Here is a 19,990-nt window from a genome sequence, read left to right as displayed (position 1 = left end):
CACGACTGCACTTCTTAACCCGGCCTGCCAGAGTGATCGACTTTTTCAACCGGCTCGACCTTCTCGACCCTTTCGACTTTCTCTACCTTCTCGACTGTTTCTGGCCGTTCAACTTTCTCGACTTTCTCCGGGCGTTCGACCTTTTCAACCTTTTCGGGGCGTTCGACCTTTTCGACCTTTTCGACTTTCTCTACCCTCTCCACCTTCTCCACCCTCTCGACCTTGTCGACCTTGTCGGGTTGCTCGACACGCTCCGACTTGCCGGACTTGTCCACGCTTTCCACTCTGTCACCGTCGCCATGACTGTCATTGCCCCCGTGGCGAGTATCGTCGCCGCCGCTGTTTTCGCTGCCGGAGCGGCCGCTCCTGTCGATGCCCGAGTCCCCCGAGCTGCCGGAACCGCCGGAACTGCCCGAATTACCAGAGCCGCCAGAGTTGTCCGAGCCGCTGGAGCTGCCCGAGTTGCCCGATCCACTCGAGTCGCCCGTGTTTTGCTCGCCGTTGCGGAGTTTCCCGTGTTGGCTACCGCTTGGCGAATCGGAACGCTCGCGGGGCAATTCGATGCGCGTAGCCTGCACATCCCGCGCACCGCTGAACACGCCAGTGACCCGCACGCGTCGATCCAGCGCCAGCTCCGAAGGCTGTACACCCACAAATACAGTGTCGCGCGCCAGCGTCACATTAAAGCCACCCACCACCAGATGGCGGTCCTGTCGAACCTGTACCAGGCCCTCGATCACTGCATTGCGCACCCGGCCAATGAAGGGCAGGCTCGGGTCGGGACGGCTTTGGGTCACGTCCAGCTCGCGGCCGGACCAATGGCCGCGTACCAGCAATTCCTGCGCCGGACCGGAGTGATTGCTGAGTTTGAGCCCCTGGAGATAACCACTGCGATCCACCGGGCCGATGGCACTGGCCTCCTTGAGGCCAGGCGCACGGTCGATGCGGCTGGCCACCACTTCACCAAGGGCATCGCGCAGCCCGCTGACCCGTACAGGATCACCCGGGCGCAGACCGGCAGCGACTTGAGCACCGCTGGCCAGGCGTACCGGTTGCCCCATGACGCGCATGGGCATGGAATCGCGTGGCAGGGCCGTCAAGGGGCCTTCATAGACGTGCAGGATGGAAATGCGCCCGGCCTCCAGACCGCGACGGGAATTGAACGCTTCCACGGCAACCACCTGGCCTACTGCCAGCTGGGTGCTGGTGGCGACAATGCCGTTCTCGCTGACAGGCACATTGTTGTTGAAATGCACTTCCACGCCATTGACGCAGATCGAGGCGAACCCGGTGATGGTGCCGACAATGCCGGTGCCACCAATCCCGCCGTTATCGTCGCTGATGCCCGTGCCACCCACGCCGCCTGCAACGGCGCCGGTGCCACCAATGCCGCCGGGGCGTTTTGTGAGCGGTGCGCCGGTACCGCCCACCCCACCGTTATCGGTGTCGATGCCGGTACCGCCCATGCCGCCAGGCGCCGCGCCCGTACCACCGGTGCCACCCGGAGCCTGGATGACCGGCACTCCAATTGTGCCCGCGTCATTCTGGCTGACACAGGCTGGGGCGGCCTGCAACGCAATGGGAAGCCCGAGGCCCAGAGCGAGGGCGATGGCTCGAATCAGGCGCAAATTGACGGTCATGGCTTAGGGGCCGTTGGTGAATCGGGATCGGAACTTTCAGTGTAGAAGTACAGGCCGACAGTGATGCGCTGGCGCGGTTCAAGACTGGGCAGGTCCTGGAATTCCAGTTCCGCGGCGAGTCGGTTGAAGCTCAACAGGGTCTGCATCCCCTCGTTGGCAACGGCCTCGCGCAGTGACTCGACACTCATCGGGGCCAGTGCGTCATAGTGGACGCTACGTTCAAAAAACGCCGGACCTTCGCTGCTCAGGTTATGTACCGCGGCGCAGGCATGATCGTGCAGATTGTGCCCCAGGTAAGCCGCTTTCTCATCGAAGCCCTTTTGCGGCACAAAAGCCTGGGCTTCGAGGTTCACGCGATCCTGTTCGTCGAGGCGCACGACGCCCAGGCGCAGCCATTCGTCCAGCACTACCCGCGCCCTGATGTCCTTGCTGACCTTCGCCACCAGGGCGTCAAAGGAACAGTCGCCGCCGACACTGGCCAATCGAGGCAGTGGCAGTGGCTGGCCGGCGTCGTTGCAGAAGGGTGCACTGGTCCAGGCGTTGACCAGTTGCGCACCGAAGGTGATGTTTTCCGGAAGCGTCAAGGAAGCGGAGTCGCTGGTATTGCGCAAGCGCCGTACATCCTTGCGGTGCACGCCAGTGAGCAGGCTGATGCGGCTGTCGCTCGGTGCCTTGTCGCCCAGACGGAACTCACGGTCCGCCACTTCGACGAAAACCTCTTTGAGCAGGTCGGTAAACACCAGGTAGGTGACACCTTTGCGCAGCATCAGGCGTACCAGCGGTCGCATGACATGCCGCAAGGCTTTGAGGAGCGAGGTGGGCAAGGTGGACGATTGCATTCAGTGCATTCCTGGTCAGATAACCCCAGTATAGCCATGTGGGAAATAATCCCATGAATGCAGGCATGTATTTCTGCCGTGCCTCATGCAAAACCCGTCCCTGGGGTTTTGCATGAGGTCATCAGGCCGCCTCACATCTGGCTGTTGTCGTCGCCGGGTTCGCCGCCAACATGGACGCCGCGATCGTCACCCGGCTCACCGCCGACATGGACACCACGGTCATCACCCGGCTCGCCGCCGACGTGGACACCGCGATCGTCACCCGGCTCGCCGCCGACGTGGACACCGCGGTCATCACCCGGTTCACCGCCGACGTGGACGCCGCGGTCGTCACCCGGTTCACCGCCGGCGTGGACGCCGTGATCGTCACCCGCTTCTGCATGGGTGCCGCCGCGACCGGAGTTGGCACTTCCAGGACCGGAATTGCCTGAATGGCCATTCCCATGGTCGCTGCCACTGTGACCACTATTGCCACCATGGCCGCCGCCACTGCTGCTACCGCCACCGCCGTTGCCGCCGTGGCCGCCACCACCGCTACCGCCACCGCCGTTGCCACCGCCGCCGCTGCCACCACCACCGCTACCGCCTCCGCCGTTACCTCCACCGCCGCTACCGCCTCCGCCGTTGCCACCACCGCCGTGGCCACCGCCGCCGCCACCGCCGCCACCGCCGCCGCCGCCGCCGCCGCCGCCATCCTTGGCATAGGCACTCGAGTCATGGGAAATGAAATCCGGCACCAAAACGGTGGAAGCCGAGAGGACGCCGCCAATGGCCAGCGCCAGTAAACCTTTCTTGAAAAGCAGATAAGTGTTCATCGTGCATTCTCCTGATGATTTGCCGCGAGCAGTGCCAACGCAATCCGCGTTGCAAACCGGGAGCGGCAAGCGAGCAACCCGTCAGACTTACAGTCTCTTGAATATCTTGTGTGGGATTATTTCCCACGTATTGAAATTAGTCTTTTTTGGCTCCGGGTCAACCGGCAAAAGAGAAAGCCGACCGACGGCTGAGGACGACAGCCCGGCGCGTAAATGGATAACGCCTTGTGAAGGCCATCGAATGATCGGGGAACGGCCAATTGGCCATGGAAAAAGGACGAGTGATCGAGACACCTGCAACACGGGTGATCACCGAGATGTGACGGCGGCTGGGGCAACACCGGAACGGGCCGGTAGTACTACCGGCCGCACGTCATTGACAGCTATCCCGGGACCGAGGTTTCTTGCGCACCAACACTGCCCGCCCTGCTGGCGACTGCTAGTGCCACGCAGCAAGCCAGTAACGAGAATGCGGCAAATGCCCCCATCACGTGCAAGTAAGGCAACACGTGATTCCAGGCTCGAGCCACCCCCAGGAACGCGGCGAATAGCCAACCGCTCATGGAAAGTGCGCCCAACAAGGCGAGCCGCATGCGGCCCGCACTGCGTAGCACGACGAATGGGGCCTTTTGCAGCAGGGGGAAACCGATTCGATGCAACAATGCGCCGTTCAGGCTAAGCACCACGACGACAGTCACCTTGGCCCAGAGTTTTTGATTGAGCAGATACGCGTCGCCTTCATTGAGGTACCCCTGGAGCACCAGCATCAATCCGCTTGCCCAAAGGGCCAGCAGGGCGAGGCTGACGATCCTCCGGGTTTCATCAAGGTACTCAAGCCGCGCCTGGTCCAGTGTTTCCTTGCGCCAGTTCCAAAGCTTGTGATCCGCCTGCAACACCCTCCCCAGGGCAATACACGTAGCAAGCAGATGACCGTATACGAGAAGCATTTTGAGCATTGCCTTGACCTTATTATTGTTTGGGCGCTGCGTTCCTTGCTTCGCTAATTTGAAAACGAATGATACAAATTAGCAATTGCATTTTCAAGGCATCTCCCCCTCAGCGTGTGCCGCACTGACGGCCATGCAAGAGTCTTCACACATAGAGATATGTCATTGCCGAGGCGAATGAATGTAGCCGGGGCGCCGGACCGCGCCGTGGGTGGCAGGACTGGAGCCAAGGCGCATCCATTCGCTCCGGAAAATCCCGTTCTGAAATGCAAAACGCCCGATGCGGTGCATCGGGCGTTCAGAGGCTGAAACAGGTGTAATCCTGTTTCAGGACCAGACACTTTCAATTGCGGCGTCTCGACTCAGGCATCAGTCGTCATGCTTGTTTTTATGTTTATGCTTGTATTTATTCTTGTGCTTGTTATCGGAGCTGTGGTGGTCGTCGTCATCGGCCATATTGTTGCCGATAGCACCACCTGCCGCGCCGCCCAGTCCGGCGCCGATCAAGCCACCGGTGGAACCGCCGACACTGTTGCCGATGACTTGACCACCCGCTGCACCGAGACCGCCACCAATAGCCGATTCAGTCTTCTTGCCGCTCTTCGCCGTCATTGCGCCTCCAGCCGCGCCGCCTACACCGGCTCCGATCGCGGCACCGGTACTACCTCCCATGGCCTGACCGACCACACTTCCAAGGGCGCCGCCAACACCGCCACCAATAGCCGTGTTGGTGGCTTCGCCAGCGAGGGAGTACTGCGATACAAGAAGACTTAACGCTACGACGGAGAATGACTTACGCATCAAACAGACCTTTATATATACACAAGAGGGCAAAAGTCTGTTGGTACGAAACCGTCAGGTCAACACTTTTCCGGTTGTGCATTCATTTGGATGCGGCCTATGCCAACGCAATCGCCTTTTTCCAATTAGGCTAGGCTGTCCTCATTCCTGGCGCACAGATGTACTTGGTGATTGAGCAACTATCTGGACAAGCAAGGCTGCATTTGCTGTATCGACCGATTCATTGACACAGGTCTAAACATTGACTGACCGAATCCTGATAATGATTTCCCGGTTTTTAGGTAGGCCTTAAATGACTTCACAGCTCTTGCAAGTTCACGGCCTCGTGAGTTTCACCCTTGCCATCCTCCTGCTTTTCCTCGGCAAAACCCTCGTCCAGCACAACGCCTTTCTGCGTCAATACTGCATCCCCGAATCGGTCGTCGGCGGCTTCGTCTGTGCGGCGGTTACGTCCTTGCTGTACTTCGGCCTGAATATCCAGATCGAATTCGATCTGCAGGTTCGCGACACCCTGCTGCTCTATTTCTTTGCCGGCATTGGCTTGAAATCGGACATGCGCCAACTGCTCAAGGGGGGGCGCCCGCTGCTGATCCTGTTGTTACTCGCCGCGGTGTTCATTCTCCTGCAGAACTCGCTGGGCATGGGTGTGGCCGAGGCCTTTGGGCTTGATCCCAAGGCCGGCTTGATGGTGGGCTCCATTTCCCTCACGGGCGGGGTGGGCACCACCCTGGCCTGGGCGCCGCTGTTCGTGGAAAAACTGGGCATCGGTAACGCGCACGAACTGGGCATCGCCAGCAACACCGTCGGCCTGATTGCCGCGTGCGTCATTGGCGGCCCTATCGCCAACCGACTGATACGCCGCTATCAACTGACACCGTCCCGGGATGCCGACCTGGAAGTCGGCATTCTCGAGCAACAACAGAGCAAGCCACTGGACTACTACGACGTGCTCTGGGCCTGGATGTGGCTCAACCTGACCCTGATGCTCGGCTATGGACTCAACCTGCTGCTGGTCGAAGCCGGCGTCACCTTGCCGAAATTTGTCAGTTGCCTGTTCGCAGGCATCGTCATTCACCACCTCGTTCTGGCCTTTGTCGGCGATCAACGACTGAAAACCTGGAGCGGTGCCAGCCTGGGCCTGTCGCTGATCTCCGATATCTGCCTTGGCATGTTCTTGACCATGGCCCTGATGGGGCTCCAGCTATGGCAACTCAGCGGCGCGTTGATGTTCATTCTGTGCGCATTGACCCTGCAGATTCTGCTGACAGTCCTCTATACGTATTTTGTGGTGTTCCGCTGCATGGGGCGCAATTACGAAGCCAGCGTGATTGCTTCCGGATTCGGCGGGATTGCCCTCGGCTCCACGGCCACGGCCATCGTCAACATGTCGACCGTGACGCAAAAGTACGGTGCGGCCCACCAGGCCTTCCTGATCGTGCCGCTGGTGTGTGGCTTTTTCATTGACCTGGTCAATGCCGTGATCATCAGTATGTTCAGTGGTCTATAGCGCCAATCGGATAGCACTAACGCCAAAACACATGATTCTATTGATTGAGACAGAACCTTGCGCAGGTGGAAGATGTGCTGACAGGGGCCTAATCTGAATAGGTACGACCTCCAGCACGCCTCTTGAGACAGGGGAACCGGGATGACAAGACAAATTGCGCGCAGACGCTCGTCATGGATCCTGTTTTCCCTGCTCGCCGCCAACCTGGCGCTGCTGGCCGGATGTTCAGGCAAAGCCAGCACGGCTACGGCTCCAGCTCCAGTTCCAGTTCCAGCTTCAAACAGCGGCTCAGTCTGCTTTGCCAAGGCACTCCCCACCGTCGGCGAGGGTGGCCTCGCCTGGGGTGATAACCTGGCCACCGCCCGCCAGAAATCCCTGAGTAATTGCATACGTTATTCCGGCCGATCCGGCGGCACGCCGGGTACCTGCAAAGTGGTGTTCTCGGAATGTAAGCATTGATAGAGCGGTTTGTCGTTTCTGCGTCGCTTTTGCATTTCTGTGCGACAGATCCTACTTCAGGGGCTCCCGTTTCACGTGCTCGTGGTGTTAGTTTGCAAATGTTTCTGATCAAACGATCAGATATTTCTTACAAACCACCTGCAAAGGAATGCCCCAACAATGGATTTTTCACTCAAGCACCTGGCTGCGACCAGCCTCATGCTCGCCAGCCTTACATCGTTCACCACCGTCGCCCACGCCAACATCACCCCGCAACAGAGCGCGACCATCCTCAAAGCCTTCAGTGATGCGTCGGTCAAGGATTTCAGGCAGTTCCTGGAAGGTTTGGCCAAGAGCGATATCGCCAAAACCGACGACCTCGGCCCGGCGATCCATGCGTTCCTCGACAACAAGTCGCTTACCGCTGAGCAGCAGAACCAGATCCATCGCTTGCTTGGCCTCTATGCCCGAATGAAATACGGCAGCGCGGCCACCGAAACCTTGAAGGAGCTGGTGGCCATCCCGACCGTGCGCGTGGACGGCATTGCCCAGCACGACAATCCCGAATTCATCAGGATTGCCGAGAAGATCAAGGGCCTCGCCCAGGCGTTCAACCTGGACTTTCGCAACATCGACAACCGCGTCTATGAGATCTCCCTGGAAGGCTCCGGTGAGGAAGTCGTAGGCATTCACGCCCATGCCGATGTGGTGCCAGTGACGCCAGAGAACTGGGTGCTGCAGGACGGCACTCGCCTCGACCCATTCAAGGTCACCCTGGTCGGCGATCGCATGTATGGCCGCGGCACCGAGGATGACAAGAACGGCATCGTGGTAGCGCTCTACGCCATGAAGATCATCAAGGAAGAGAAGCTGCCGCTGGCCAGAAACTTCAAGCTGCTGGTCGACACCACCGAAGAGACCACGGGCGATGCCATCCCCTATTACTTCGAACGCAACCCGACCCCCAACTACAACCTGGCGCTGGATGGCGGCTACCCGGTGGTGATCGCCGAGAAAGGCTATGGCACCGTCATGGCCAGCTTCGCCAGGCGCAACGCTCGAGGCCAGGGCGCGGAGATCACCGCAATGACCGGTGGCCTGGCCACCAACCAGATTCCGTCGACATCGGTCGCGACCCTGGTAACCGACAAGCCCGCCGAACTGGCCGCCAGCCTGCAAAAGGCCGGCACCGAGTATGCCAAGCGCAACGGTGGCAACTTCGAGGTGGCTGCCAGGGCCGACGGCAAGGATGTCAAACTGACAGTTACCGGTGTGTCCGCCCACTCCTCCGAGCCCGAATCCGGCGTCAACCCGGTGGCCAGGATGCTCGACTTCATCAATAGCCTTGACGGCAAGGTGGCGCTCAAGCACAACCAGATCACTGACGCTGCCCGCTACGCCGCCGACAATTGGGGGCTGGATTACCTGGGTGGCAAATTGGGTGTCGGATTTTCCGATGGGTTCATGGGCCCGCTGACCACGTCCCTGACCTATGTCGGGATGGACGACAAAGCCTTCAAGCTCGCGGTGAACCTGCGTGTGCCGAAGGGCAAATCACCTGAAACGCTCAAATCCGAAATCGCCGGAAAACTGGACACCTGGAGCAAGAAGACCGGGATCGCACCGGCCTTCGACCTGTCGATTGCCGAACCGATGTACCGCAACCCCGAGGGCGCATGGGTCAAGGCCCTGCTCGCGGCGGCCAGCGAAAACCTCGGCATGGAGCACAAGTTCGGCACCTCCGCCGGCGCCACGTCGGTGCACGAACTGCCTAATGGTGTGCAATTCGGCTTGGCCATGCCGGACGTCAAATACACCGGTCACAACGACAACGAGTTCAAGACCACCGAACAGTTCCTGCTGGACTTGCAGATCGTGACCGAGATGATGGGTCGCGTCGGGCAATTGCCGAAACTCTGATCCCCCTCGGACCCGCCCTCCTGGCGGGTCCGATTCTTGAGCTGTCATGACCATCGACTGCCATCGTGGCAGCGTCCGTCAGCCAGCAATGGCTCGTTGCCTGGAATTCGGTGCGGCCTGAGGCCTGTGCGAGGATTGTTGGAAATACAACTCGAATATCTGGCCATTGGTCGATTGCTGTCGGCCACAATAAAAAATCATCCACTAAGGCAACGCTGCGAGTGTGCTTTTTTCGAGGGAAAAAGGCAGTGCTTTTAACTGGCTGGTTAACAAAACCAAGGGGATTTTCATGACCGATTTGATCATGCCACCCCGATTTTCCCCATGGAATCCGGAAAAAAAGACGAAAAAATCAGCAGGGCTCTATCCTGTCCCCCGAATCGCCGAAAAGCTGTTTACGACGGGGGCTGCGCCGCCAAAGCTGGCAATGTGCAACTATCCATGAACACTGCCGTTGGTCAGTAAACTTGATCAAAAAATGAACGCACACGGATTTTTCCGTTCAGAATACGCAGCAGGTGACACGGGCTCTGACCCTCACCTACCCCCCAGAAGCGGAAGTTAAACCTCATATGCACCAAGTGCGATTGAGGTTTTTTGTTACCTGAAAATGGAAGTGCCGAATGACTAATAGTTCATTCGTGAAACTCACATTTATCCTGGCCGCGTAATGCCGCCAGATTAATTAATAGTAATGAGTGGATATTGACGGCCATCCGCAACGGAAAATTTCAATTAATCCGTGCCGAGCGTCATGTTGATTCACTATTAAAACAAAGAGGCAACCATGGATCTTAGTTTTCTTTCTTCGCCAGCCGTGGAATATGTTCGTTTGGGCGTTGTGTACTTCCACCTTATCGCCTGCTGTGTAGCAATCGGCCTGGTCTTGACCAGTGACGTAGCAATGGTCAAACAACTGCTGAAGGGAGATGCGTCAGGTCATCAAGATGACGCGCACTTGGACAGCCTGCAAAAAACCGTAGTACTTGCACTTTGGGCGCTTTGGATTACCGGCATCGGTATTGTCGGGATCGATTATGCCGGCAAGGGGATGGAGTATTTCCTCAATCCAAAACTGCAAGCCAAAATCGGCATCGTTGTGTTGTTGACCTTCAACGGCTTCGTGTTGCATAGCGCAGTATTGCCAGCGCTGAAAAAAGCCGGCTCGATACTTAATCTTTCCTTCAACCTGCGCATGCTCGCACTGTTCTCGGGCGCTCTCTCTGCCGTGTCGTGGTTCTATGCCGCCATGCTGGGTGTTGGTCGTCCGCTGGCCTGGAAATACTCGCTGGTCGAGTTGCTGGCAGCCTATCCGGTTCTCATCGTCGGTGGTTTCGCGATGATGGTAGCGCTCACCGCCTATGCAAAAAACAAAGGCACCGAAGGCAGCGCTCAACAAGATATCTGGACAACAAGAAACGCCGCCCTGGCTTGATGGTAAAGCCCGGCTGAACAAGTAAATTCTGCTTTAGCAATTAATACCTTTATTAACTATTTATAAGTTCTCACTTGAGGAAACCCAAATGAAATCCATGAAAGTTCTCTTCGTAGCCGCCGCTCTGACCGCTTCTTCCCTGGCAATGGCCACCGGCGGCGGTGATCGTACCTTCACTCGCATGGAGTCGGCCCGGAAAGTCTCGATGGAAGCCTTCCAGGTTGCCCAGAAACAAAAGGCTGAAGCCGGTGTAGCTCAAAGCAAAGCCAAGGCGACCGATCACACCAACAGCTGATCGCTGTAGCGCACCCCGAGGCCGCCAGCAATGTGCGGCCTCAAACCTCAAATGCAGCACCCACGGTGCTGCTGGCGCTGGTTCGAACCAGATCCTGGTTACCAGAATCCGCCTGTCGCACCGACCAATTGAATCCACAATCACAAGCAGCCTTTCGCGAAGGGCTACTTCACGTCAAAAGCGCAACTAGCAACTAGTTAGATGAGTAAAATGCACCGTTGGAATTTTACTTATTCACACTGTGCATACTCATGTTAATCCCTTACTCAGGGCGAGTGATCGCGCAATCCTTTATCAGCTCACGCAACCATTTCAAACCTGGATCTGCATCGAATCGAGCGTGCCAGTAGGCAATCAATTCGGGTTCCGGGAAGTCGACTGGCGGCTCGTGGCAGCTCAGGCCGAAAACCCCTGCAAAAGCCTCTGCAATTGGCCCCGGCAAATTGCAGATATAGCCTGTTTGCGCGGCAATCACCGGCATCGCCATGAAGTTCTGCACCAGTACGCCAACACGACGAGCCAGCCCTTGGGCCTGTAGGGTTGTGTCGATAATGTTGCCCTCCCGCTGGTGCATCTCGATCATCACTTGCGGTCGCTCCAGGTAGAGGTCGAGCGGAAAGCGTCCAGGTGGCAAGCCCTCGCGCTGCCAGATCAGCGTGAGCAACGAAACCGTGGTGATCGACTCCTCGCGCAGACCAGCACCCAGCTTCATGGGCGTGCTGATGACCAGGTCGATTTCGCCGTTCTCCAGTAACGCAGGCAAGGCATTGTTCGGCGGCAGCGGCACCACCTCGATCATCACGCCGGGTGCTTCACGGGCGATGTGCTGGATCAGACGCGGCAGGATCAGGAATTCGACGAAATCGCCGGAGGCAATTCGAAACTTGCGCTGCGCCGTTGCCGGCACAAATGGCGTAGAGCCTTGCAGCACTTCGTCCAGACGGCTCAGTGCTTCGCGCACCGGACCAATCAGTTCGGTCGCACGCGCGGTCGGCACCAGGTTATGGCGTCCAGTGACGAACAGTTCGTCGCCCAGACGCTCGCGCAGCCGTCGCAATGCATGGCTGACCGCTGGCTGGCTGAGCGCCAGGCGTTCGCCGGCACGAGTGGCGTTCTGCGTGTCCCAGAGGGTCGCGAAGACCACCAGCAGGTTCAGGTCGAGCGTACGGGTATTTATGTTGTGCATACCTTAAATTCTATCTATTCATTTCCATCACTGTACAGGCTTTGTTGTAGTGGCTCCAACGTTCCCTCGGTACAAGAGCCCACGCATGAACAATAAAAAATCCCTGCAGATGGGTTGGTTCATTCCAACCATTGGCGACACCACCGCCTTCAGCGATCCGGGTAAAAGCATCCCGCAGTCCCTTGAGCATTTTGAACGGGTAGCCGTCGCCGCCGAACAGGCAGGATTCGACTACGTGCTGGTCCCCGTCACCCCATTCTGTTGGGATGCCTGGGTGACTGCCTCCTTCGTCATCGCCCGCACCCAGAAGCTGAAAGCCTTGGTGGCGGTGAAGCCCGGCTTCATCCACCCGGTCGCCCAGGCCAAGATGTTCTCCACCTTCGACCAACTGTCCAAAGGCCGCATCTACATCAACCTGATCGCCGGCCTCAGCGAGAAAGATGCTTACGCCGAGGGCCAGATCGCCTCCAAGGAAGAGCGCTACGAGCAACTGGAAGAAGAAGTCGAGCTGATGAAACGCCTATGGACCGAGGAAGGCGTGGAATACCAAGGCAAGTACCACCAGGCACACGGGCCGAAAGTCATACCAGCCCCCTTCCAGCAACCCCACCCGCCGTTCTTCCTCGGCGGTGGTTCGGAGCATGCAGCAGAAATTTCCGCCAAACACTCCGCCGTACACTTGTTCTGGGGCGACTACCCGGAACGCATTGCCGAACAGATCAAGGAAATGCGTGAGCGGGCTGCCAAATACGGCCGCGGCGAAGCCATCGAATTCGCCATGCGCCTGCAGATCATCTGCCGGGAAACTGAAGAGCAAGCCTGGGCCGCGGCAGATACCTTGGTCAACGGTGCCGATCCGACCTGGACCGAACATGTCAAAACCATGATGGCCGAGTCGGTTGCCAACCAACGCATGAAAGAGCTCTCCAAAACCGCCGGCCGCAAGATGACGCCGCACCTGTGGACCGGCATTACCGAAGTGCGTCCCGGTGCCGGTATTGCCGTGGTGGGCAATCCACAACAGGTCGCCGACCAGTTGCTGGCGTTCGTCGATGCCGGTTGCAGCGGTTTCTGTCTGTCCGGCTACCCGCACCACGAAGAAGCCGAGCGCTTCGGTCGCCTGGTCATGCCGCTGCTCAACCGCTGAGCCACTGCACTCCTGTCCAATAACAATCAGTCGCCGGCACGCCCGGCGGCAATGGAGTTTCCGTCGATGAATACCTCTGACTTCGACCCCAAGCAGTTCCGCCAGGCGCTTGGTGCCTTTACCACCGGCGTGACCATCGTCACCACCCGCGGCCCGGATGGTCAGGACTACGGGTTGACCGCCAACAGCTTCAACTCGGTATCGATCGACCCGCCGATGGTGCTGTGGAGCATCAACAAGGATTCCTCGTCGGCGCACGCCTTCACTGAAGGCTCGCACTTCGCCGTGCACATCCTGGCGACTGACCAGGAGCCATTGTCCAACCGCTTCGCCAAAAGCGGTGCTGACAAGTTCACTGGTCTCGACCTGCAACGCGGCCCCAGCGATATTCCGCTACTGGACGGCTGCTCGGCGCGCTTCCAGTGCAAAACCACTTATCAGTACGAGGGTGGCGACCACATCATCCTGGTCGGTGAAGTGCTGGCTTTCGACCGCTTCGACAAAGCGCCACTGGTGTTCCACAGCGGCGGCTACCGACGCCTGGTGCCCGCCGCCGCGCATGGCCAGGAAAGTGTCATCTACGGCGAGAACTGGCTGGGTTTCCTGCTCGGTCGCGCCTATTACCAACTGCAATTGCCGATCCGTCAGCAACTGAAGGCGATGGGCATGCAGGACCAGGACTTCGAGCTGTTGGGCATCCTCAGTTTCAGCGAAGGCCGGACGCTGGACGAACTGCTCCAACTGTTCGAGTTCACCGGCAAGGTGCTGGCCGAAGATCAGTTGGCGCTTTGGCTGCATAAGGAGTTGCTGACGCTTGCGGACAATCGCGTGCTGTTCACCGACAAGGGGCGCCAATTGGCGATCCAGTGGCTGTCGTTCGCCAAGGCCGCCGAGATGGCGGCTCTGCAAGCACTCTCTTTCGACGAGGCACAGCAACTCAAGCTCTTGATCGGCCGCGTCATCCAGCACACCGGAACCGAGCTGCCGGCGCACTGGCGCAAGGAAAACATCTGGCAGGACAACAACCTCTGGCAGCAACCCGACGCCATCGCGTCGGCACGCTAAAGCAGCGCCGCGCGGCGACCTGCGCGCTGTGCGGCTTCGATGACAAGAACAAGCCAAAGAGGTAACCGTCGATGACGAGCACAACAACCATCAAAGTCACGGCCACACCCTGCGCGGCACGAACGCTGCCCAGCCGTGGCCAGGCCAATTACGCCCTCGGCGTGCTGCTGCTTGCCTACGTCTTCTCGATCATGGACCGGCAGGTCCTCAGCCTGCTGGTCGGGCCGATCCAGCAATCGCTGCACGTCAACGATGCCTGGATGGGCATGCTGCATGGCTTCACCTTCGCCGCCTTCTACGCATTGGCCGGCCTGCCGATCGCGCGCCTGATCGATCGTGGCAACCGACGTCTGATCATCACTGTCGGCATTGGCTTGTGGTGCCTGGCCACCGCTGCCAGCGGCCTGGCCAGTGAGTTCTGGCACCTGCTGCTGGCACGCGTTGGTGTGGCGGTCGGCGAGGCCGTTCTGCTGCCGGGTGCCGTATCGCTGATCAGCGACCTGTTCGTGCCGCACAAACGTGGCCGCGCCCTCGGTGTGTTCGGTGCCGGCGGCCCGGTCGGTGTTGGCGGTGGCTTACTCGCCACCGGCCTGGTGCTGGGTTACTTCAGCGCCCATCCACTGACCCTGCCTTTGCTTGGCACTCTGGCCCCCTGGCAAACCACATTGATGTCGATCGGCCTGCCGGGCCTGATCGTTCTGCTGTTGATGTTCGGTGTGCCGGAGCCACGACTGAATCGCGCCGGACGGACGACGCGGTCCTCAATGGCGCCAGGCGTGCCAATGGATGAAGTGCTGACGTTCTTGCGCACCAACCGACGCACCTTCGTCGCCATTGTGGTCGGTATGGGCTGCTATAACGCCGCAGTGTACGGCGGCGGCGCCTGGGTCCCCAGCTACCTGGTCCGCGAGTTCGGATGGACTTACGCCAAGGCCGGCACCGTGATGGGGCTGATCATGTGCGTCAGCTCGCCGCTCGGCGTGCTCGGTGCCAGTTGGCTGGGTGAATACTGGCGCCGGCGCGGCGTGGCCAATGGCAATCTGCGTGTGGCGATCAGCGCCAGCATGGTTCTGCCGCTGTTCGCCACACCGCTACTGCTGGCGCCCAGCGCCCCGCTGGCGCTGCCGTTCCTGGCCCTATCCGCCGCCCTTTGGGTCTGCCTGTTCGGCATCGGCCCGGCATTGATCGTCGAAATAGCGCCCGCGCCGATGCGCGGACAGTTCATTGCCCTGTTCACCGGAGTCCTGAATCTGCTCGGTGTTGGCATTGGCCCGCTGGCTATCGGCGTCATCACCGACTACGTACTGGTCGACCCCTTCGCCATTCGCTACTCGATCCTGATCGTCACGCTGATCGCCTGCGCCCTTGCCTGCCCGCTGCTGCTCTGCGCCCGACACAGCTTCAAGCATACCGCCCTGCGAGCCAGCCAATGGCAGCCCGCTACCTCGCCCCTGAACTCTTCCAACCAATGAGAGCGCTCATGAACACGATCAAAGGCAGCTGCCTGTGCGGCGGTATCCACTACTCCAGCCACCTCGCCCCGCTGTCCACAGCGGTCTGCCATTGCAGCGACTGTCAGAAGCAGACCGGCAGCGCCTTCTCGGTCAACCTGTTGGTGCAGGCTGAGGGCTTTCTGATCCAAGGCGCCGGCCTCGGCTGCTATGCCAAGGCCGGCGGTAGCGGCCTGCCGGTTCGCCGCTACTTCTGCACCCGGTGTGGCTCGGCGCTGTACTCGGAAATTACCGCAATGCCCGGCGTGCTAGCGGTCAAGGCCGGCACCCTGGCCGAACCGGCCAACACCCCACCGAAGTTGCACCTGTGGTGCGCCTCGGCACAACCCTGGGTGGTCATCGACCGCTCACTGCCATGCTTCGAACAGGCACCCACCGAGTGAAATACCAGGACCTGGCCGAGGGCCTGCCGAAGCCGATCGAGCACGAGCAGTCGGCCATGATCAAAGACGCGTATTACGCGGCCCTGCACATGATTCTTCGACAGTACCCATAACTGACACCCCAACCGATCGCAACGCTGTTGCGCTCGCGCCGGTGTGCATTCCCGAGCGGTTCCAAAACTTGAGAGCGACTACATGAAAACAACAAAAATACTTGTGCAATCCGGCGTCCTGGCGCTTTCGCTACTGGCCACGGCCGTTTTGGCAAAGGTGTCTCCCGAGGAAGCCGCACAGCTGGGTACGACACTGACGCCAATGGGTGGCGTCAAGGCCGCAAACGCCGACGGCAGCATTCCGGCCTGGACCGGAGGTCTGCCAACAACGGCTGGCACCGTGGACAGCAAAGGCTTTTTGAGTGACCCGTTTGCCAACGAAAAACCCTTGTTCGTCATCACGGCAGCCACCGCCGAAAAGTACAGGGACAAGCTGTCTGCAGGCCAATTGGCGATGTTCAAGCGTTACCCGGACAGCTACAAAATCCCGGTCTACCCCACCCATCGCACAGCGGCAGTACCAGCAGACATCTATTCGGTCATCAAGGGCAGTGCGGTGAAGACTGAAGAAGTTGATGGCGGCAACGGCCTGACCGGCTTTTCCGATACCCGTTACTACGCTTTCCCTGTGCCCAAAAATGGCATCGAAGTGCTGTGGAACCACATGACCCGTTATCGTGGCGGCAACGTCAACCGCCTGGCAACCCGCGTCCAACCGCAAACTGACGGGTCTTTCAGCATGATCCAACTGGAGGACGAGATCTCCTACCCTCGTGAACTGCCTGACCTGGACAAGAGCAAAGCCGAAAACATCCTGTTTTACTTCATCCAGCGTGTAACCGGACCAGCCCGCCTGGCCGGTAACGTGTTGCTGATCCACGAAACCATCGATCAGGTCAAGGAACCCCGTGACGCCTGGTTGTACAACGCCGGACAGCGCCGCGTTCGCCGTGCGCCACAGGTTGCCTATGACGGCCCGGCCACTGCCGCCGATGGCCTGGCCACGACGGACAACTACGACATGTTCAACGGCGCACCTGACCGGTACACCTGGGAACTTGTCGGGAAGAAGGAACTGTACATCCCATACAACAGCTACAAACTCGATTCACCGACGCTCAAGTACGCCGACATCCTCAAGGCCGGACACATCAACCAGGACCTGACCCGCTACGAACTGCACCGTGTCTGGGAGGTGGTGGCCAAGGTCAAGCCAGGCGAACGTCATATCTACGCCACACGACACATGTATTTCGATGAGGACACCTGGCAACTGGCGGAAGTGGACCATTACGACGGACGCGGCCAACTGTGGCGCGTGGGTGAAGGGCATGCCCAGCAGTACTACCACAAGCAAGTGCCTGGCTATACCGCTGAAGCCCTCTATGACCTGCAGTCCGGCCGCTATTCGGTACTGGGCCTGAAAAACGAAGAAAAGCGCAGCATTGAATTCGGCGCCGTCGCATCGGCGAACAATTACACCCCCGCCGCGTTACGCCAGGCAGGCGTGCGTTAGTCTCATAACCGACGTTGCATCGGGTGTTGTTCTGGCGGCTATCCAGCCGCCTTTTTCAAGGATGGCCGTTCTGAACCGGCCTTGAAAACTGCTTCCCTTCATCCTGATGAAAACCGCTTGCGATAGTCGCTCGGCCCAACACCGAGACGCCGCATGAAGGCCCTTCTGAACCCATCCGTATTGGCATAGCCGACGTTATCGGCCAGGCGCTTGAGCGGTACATCCGAATCCTCGATCAGCCGCCTGGCCGCATCGATGCGGGCCAGCCAGGGCAAAAACTACAAAATTGCCATGTGTTTCCTTCGTCCCTTCCTGCGTCGCACTGTTCCTTGCCCGTTTCCGTCTGTCTGGAGTTTCCCCAATGCCCTCGCCTGAATACTTGCCCGCCGCGTTGCTGGGCATGGCCATTGTTTGCCCGGCCATGACCGAGGCTCAGGGCCTGGAACTGGGACAAGTGCTGATCGGGGCCGAAGACCAGAGCGACGAAGACCGGGCGATCGAGGACGCCAAGGCTCGGCTGGCCCAGGTGCCCGGCGGCACCAACGTGGTCGACCTGCGCCGCCCGTTGCAGGGGCGCGTGGCCAGCAACCAGGATGTGCTGGCTTACCAGCCCGGGATCTATGCCCAATCGGCGGGCAACGAAGGGGTGAAGATTTCGATCCGCGGATCGGGCATCAACCGTGCACCGGGTGCCCACGCCTCGGGGCTGTACGCCATGCTCGACGGTCTGCCTCTGACCGGCCCTGGCGGCACGCCCTATGAATTGCTGGAGCCGCTGTGGCTCGACCATGTGGAAGTGCTGCGCGGCGCCAACGGTCTCGACCGGGGCGCACTGGCCCTGGGCGGTGCCATCGATTACGTCAGCCACACCGGCTACGACTCACCGTTGTTGCAGGTGCGCTACGCGACCGGCAGCCACGGCTACCTGCAGCGCCAGGTCAGTTCCGGGCAAGTGCTCGGCGACTTCGATTACTACGTGGCCATGACCGAGGCAAACGCCGACGGCTACCAGGACCATACGGCCAGCGAGAGCCAGGGCGTCATCGCCAACTTCGGTTATCGCCTCAATCCCGACCTGGAAACCCGCTTCTACCTGCGCCACCGCCAGACCGACAACGAGCTCGCGGGGCGCGTGACCAAGCACTCCATCGAGCACGACCCACGGGCGGCCAACCCCGCCTATGTGGCGCGCGACGACCGCCGCGACGAGCCGGGCAGCACGTTCATCGGCAACAAGACCACCTGGTACATCGATGACGATTCGAGCGTCCAGACCGGCCTGGTCTACCACGACTATCCCATGGACTTGAGCGAAGGCCCCAACCGCCTGAAGGTGGCGTACACGGACGTCAGCGGCACGTTCGACTACAAGCGCCGCCACACGCTCCGGGGTCTGCAAAGCCAAAGCACGCTGGGCCTGCGCGTGACCAAACACCTGCCCAATGATGGCGCCAGCGAGTTCGTACGCATCCCCACCGGCAACACCGCCGGCTACGCACCGGGCACGCTGATTCGCAACTTCACCTATCAGGGCTCGGACACGGTCCTGCATGCCGGCAATGACCTGGAGATCGCCGACGACCTGTGGCTGACCACCGGCCTCGCCGCCATCTACACCCGCCGTGAAAGCGACGTCACCTTCCCGCAGGAAGGCGGCAAGACCAGCCTGCACGACTGGGACTACGCCCCGCGCGTGGGCCTGCGCTACCAATTGACGCCTGACGTGCAACTGTTCGGCAATCTCAGCCGCTCGGTCGAGGCGCCGCACCCTTGGTCGTTGATCTATAGCTCCAATATTCGCTTCCCCGTCGGCAGCGGCGTCGCCACCGGTGCCCAGCGCGATCCGGTGAAGCTGCAAAACCAGACCGCCACCACCCTGGAAATCGGTGGACGTGGTGACAGCACCTTGGGGCAGTGGAGCCTGGCCTGGTACTACGCCCAGGTACGCCATGAATTGCTTTCGGTGTTGCCGGATGCCAACGCCACCACGCCCTACGAACTCAACGCCAGCCCCACCGTGCACCAGGGCGTGGAAGCCAGCCTGCTGAGCCCGCTTTGGTCGCCGGACGATGGCGGCCAATTGAGCCTGCGCCAGAGCTATACCTTCAGCGACTTCCACTACCGCGACGATGAGCGCTTGGGCGACAACCGCCTGCCGGGCCTGCCGATGCACTATTACCAGGGCGAACTGCGCTATGACTGGCCACAAGGCTTTTTCGCCGCGTTCAACACGCAATGGGCGTCCAGAGTGGCGGTCGATTACGCCAACAGTTACTACGCCGATCCCTACGCCATATTCGGTGCAACGTTGGGCTACAACGCGCCCAAGGGCGACTGGCAGACCTGGCTGGACCTGCGCAACCTGACCGACAAGCACTATGCCGCCACGGTCACGCCGGGCTACGACGACAAAGGACTGGACGCGGCACGCTCCACACCCGGCGAGGGCATGGCGATGTACGTCGGGGTGTCCTGGAGCCTGCTCTGAGGTC

At 59.9% G+C, this 19,990-nt stretch carries 19 protein-coding genes; 12 read left to right on the top strand and 7 right to left on the bottom strand.

The genetic code is table 11. The features are described 5' to 3' along the window. Positions 1-14: 14 nt before the first annotated feature. The 5 genes from ACEN8E_RS11340 to ACEN8E_RS11320 form a co-directional block, all read right to left on the bottom strand. Positions 15-1,640: a DUF5666 domain-containing protein gene (locus ACEN8E_RS11340; RefSeq protein WP_495592684.1), complete on the bottom strand. Its 1,626-nt coding sequence runs from the start codon at positions 1,638-1,640 to the stop codon at positions 15-17. Beyond that, positions 1,637-2,479, bottom strand: a complete 843-nt coding sequence (locus ACEN8E_RS11335) for a DUF6502 family protein (protein WP_495592683.1) — start codon at positions 2,477-2,479, stop codon at positions 1,637-1,639. Before ACEN8E_RS11335 ends, ACEN8E_RS11340 begins: the two co-directional genes overlap by 4 nt. Before the next feature lie 131 nt (positions 2,480-2,610). After that, complete coding sequence (locus ACEN8E_RS11330) at positions 2,611-3,294, bottom strand: hypothetical protein (RefSeq protein WP_495592682.1); 684 nt, start codon at positions 3,292-3,294, stop codon at positions 2,611-2,613. Between the two features lie 383 nt (positions 3,295-3,677). Beyond that, a complete protein-coding gene (locus ACEN8E_RS11325) occupies positions 3,678-4,250 on the bottom strand; it encodes a hypothetical protein (RefSeq protein WP_495592681.1) in 573 nt (190 codons plus the stop codon). 360 nt (positions 4,251-4,610) lie between these two features. Continuing rightward, on the bottom strand, positions 4,611-5,042 hold the full coding sequence (locus tag ACEN8E_RS11320) for a glycine zipper domain-containing protein (protein WP_495592680.1): 432 nt from the start codon (positions 5,040-5,042) through the stop codon (positions 4,611-4,613). 292 nt (positions 5,043-5,334) lie between these two features. On the opposite strand from ACEN8E_RS11320, the gene gltS reads away from it, so the two are divergent. From gltS to ACEN8E_RS11290, 6 genes are all read left to right on the top strand, one after another. Then, on the top strand, positions 5,335-6,549 hold the full coding sequence (gltS, locus tag ACEN8E_RS11315; RefSeq protein ID WP_429373436.1) for a sodium/glutamate symporter: 1,215 nt from the start codon (positions 5,335-5,337) through the stop codon (positions 6,547-6,549). Positions 6,550-6,690: 141 nt separating this feature from the next. Then, complete coding sequence (locus ACEN8E_RS11310) at positions 6,691-7,008, top strand: hypothetical protein (RefSeq protein WP_495592679.1); 318 nt, start codon at positions 6,691-6,693, stop codon at positions 7,006-7,008. A gap of 159 nt (positions 7,009-7,167) precedes the next feature. Further along, a complete protein-coding gene (locus ACEN8E_RS11305) occupies positions 7,168-8,907 on the top strand; it encodes a dipeptidase (protein ID WP_495592678.1) in 1,740 nt (579 codons plus the stop codon). A 289-nt stretch (positions 8,908-9,196) separates the two neighbouring features. Further along, on the top strand, positions 9,197-9,352 hold the full coding sequence (locus ACEN8E_RS11300) for a hypothetical protein (protein ID WP_495592677.1): 156 nt from the start codon (positions 9,197-9,199) through the stop codon (positions 9,350-9,352). A gap of 342 nt (positions 9,353-9,694) precedes the next feature. Further along, complete coding sequence (locus ACEN8E_RS11295; RefSeq protein WP_495592676.1) at positions 9,695-10,342, top strand: hypothetical protein; 648 nt, start codon at positions 9,695-9,697, stop codon at positions 10,340-10,342. 88 nt (positions 10,343-10,430) lie between these two features. After that, on the top strand, positions 10,431-10,637 hold the full coding sequence (locus tag ACEN8E_RS11290; protein WP_495592675.1) for a co-regulatory protein PtrA N-terminal domain-containing protein: 207 nt from the start codon (positions 10,431-10,433) through the stop codon (positions 10,635-10,637). A gap of 262 nt (positions 10,638-10,899) precedes the next feature. Here the strand turns inward: ACEN8E_RS11290 and ACEN8E_RS11285 are convergent, their stop codons facing one another. Then, positions 10,900-11,823: a LysR family transcriptional regulator gene (locus ACEN8E_RS11285; RefSeq protein WP_495592674.1), complete on the bottom strand. Its 924-nt coding sequence runs from the start codon at positions 11,821-11,823 to the stop codon at positions 10,900-10,902. 85 nt (positions 11,824-11,908) lie between these two features. Here ACEN8E_RS11285 and ACEN8E_RS11280 point away from each other — a divergent pair, with 85 nt between their 5' ends. The 5 genes from ACEN8E_RS11280 (at position 11,909) to ACEN8E_RS11260 (ending at position 17,498) form a co-directional block, all read left to right on the top strand. Beyond that, positions 11,909-12,970, top strand: coding sequence for an LLM class flavin-dependent oxidoreductase (locus ACEN8E_RS11280; protein ID WP_495592673.1), 1,062 nt, complete (start codon positions 11,909-11,911; stop codon positions 12,968-12,970). Positions 12,971-13,036: 66 nt separating this feature from the next. Then, the gene (locus tag ACEN8E_RS11275; RefSeq protein ID WP_495592672.1) at positions 13,037-14,035 is read left to right on the top strand and encodes a flavin reductase; all 999 of its coding nucleotides are present in this window, start codon (positions 13,037-13,039) and stop codon (positions 14,033-14,035) included. 71 nt (positions 14,036-14,106) lie between these two features. After that, on the top strand, positions 14,107-15,507 hold the full coding sequence (locus ACEN8E_RS11270) for an MFS transporter (RefSeq protein WP_495592671.1): 1,401 nt from the start codon (positions 14,107-14,109) through the stop codon (positions 15,505-15,507). An 8-nt stretch (positions 15,508-15,515) separates the two neighbouring features. Further along, complete coding sequence (locus ACEN8E_RS11265) at positions 15,516-15,929, top strand: GFA family protein (protein WP_495592670.1); 414 nt, start codon at positions 15,516-15,518, stop codon at positions 15,927-15,929. Positions 15,930-16,124: 195 nt separating this feature from the next. After that, positions 16,125-17,498 (top strand): DUF1329 domain-containing protein, encoded by a 1,374-nt coding sequence (locus tag ACEN8E_RS11260; protein ID WP_495592669.1) that lies wholly within the window; start codon positions 16,125-16,127, stop codon positions 17,496-17,498. Between the two features lie 98 nt (positions 17,499-17,596). Here the strand turns inward: ACEN8E_RS11260 and ACEN8E_RS11255 are convergent, their stop codons facing one another. Further along, the gene (locus ACEN8E_RS11255) at positions 17,597-17,773 is read right to left on the bottom strand and encodes a helix-turn-helix domain-containing protein (protein WP_495592668.1); all 177 of its coding nucleotides are present in this window, start codon (positions 17,771-17,773) and stop codon (positions 17,597-17,599) included. 86 nt (positions 17,774-17,859) lie between these two features. Here ACEN8E_RS11255 and ACEN8E_RS11250 point away from each other — a divergent pair, with 86 nt between their 5' ends. Further along, on the top strand, positions 17,860-19,986 hold the full coding sequence (locus tag ACEN8E_RS11250; RefSeq protein WP_495592667.1) for a TonB-dependent receptor family protein: 2,127 nt from the start codon (positions 17,860-17,862) through the stop codon (positions 19,984-19,986). Positions 19,987-19,990: the final 4 nt, after the last annotated feature.

The sequence above is a fragment of the Pseudomonas sp. Pseusp9 genome (genome assembly GCF_059491265.1).
Note: the sequence above shows the minus strand (reverse complement) of the source record. Positions and strands in the feature narration are given on the sequence as shown.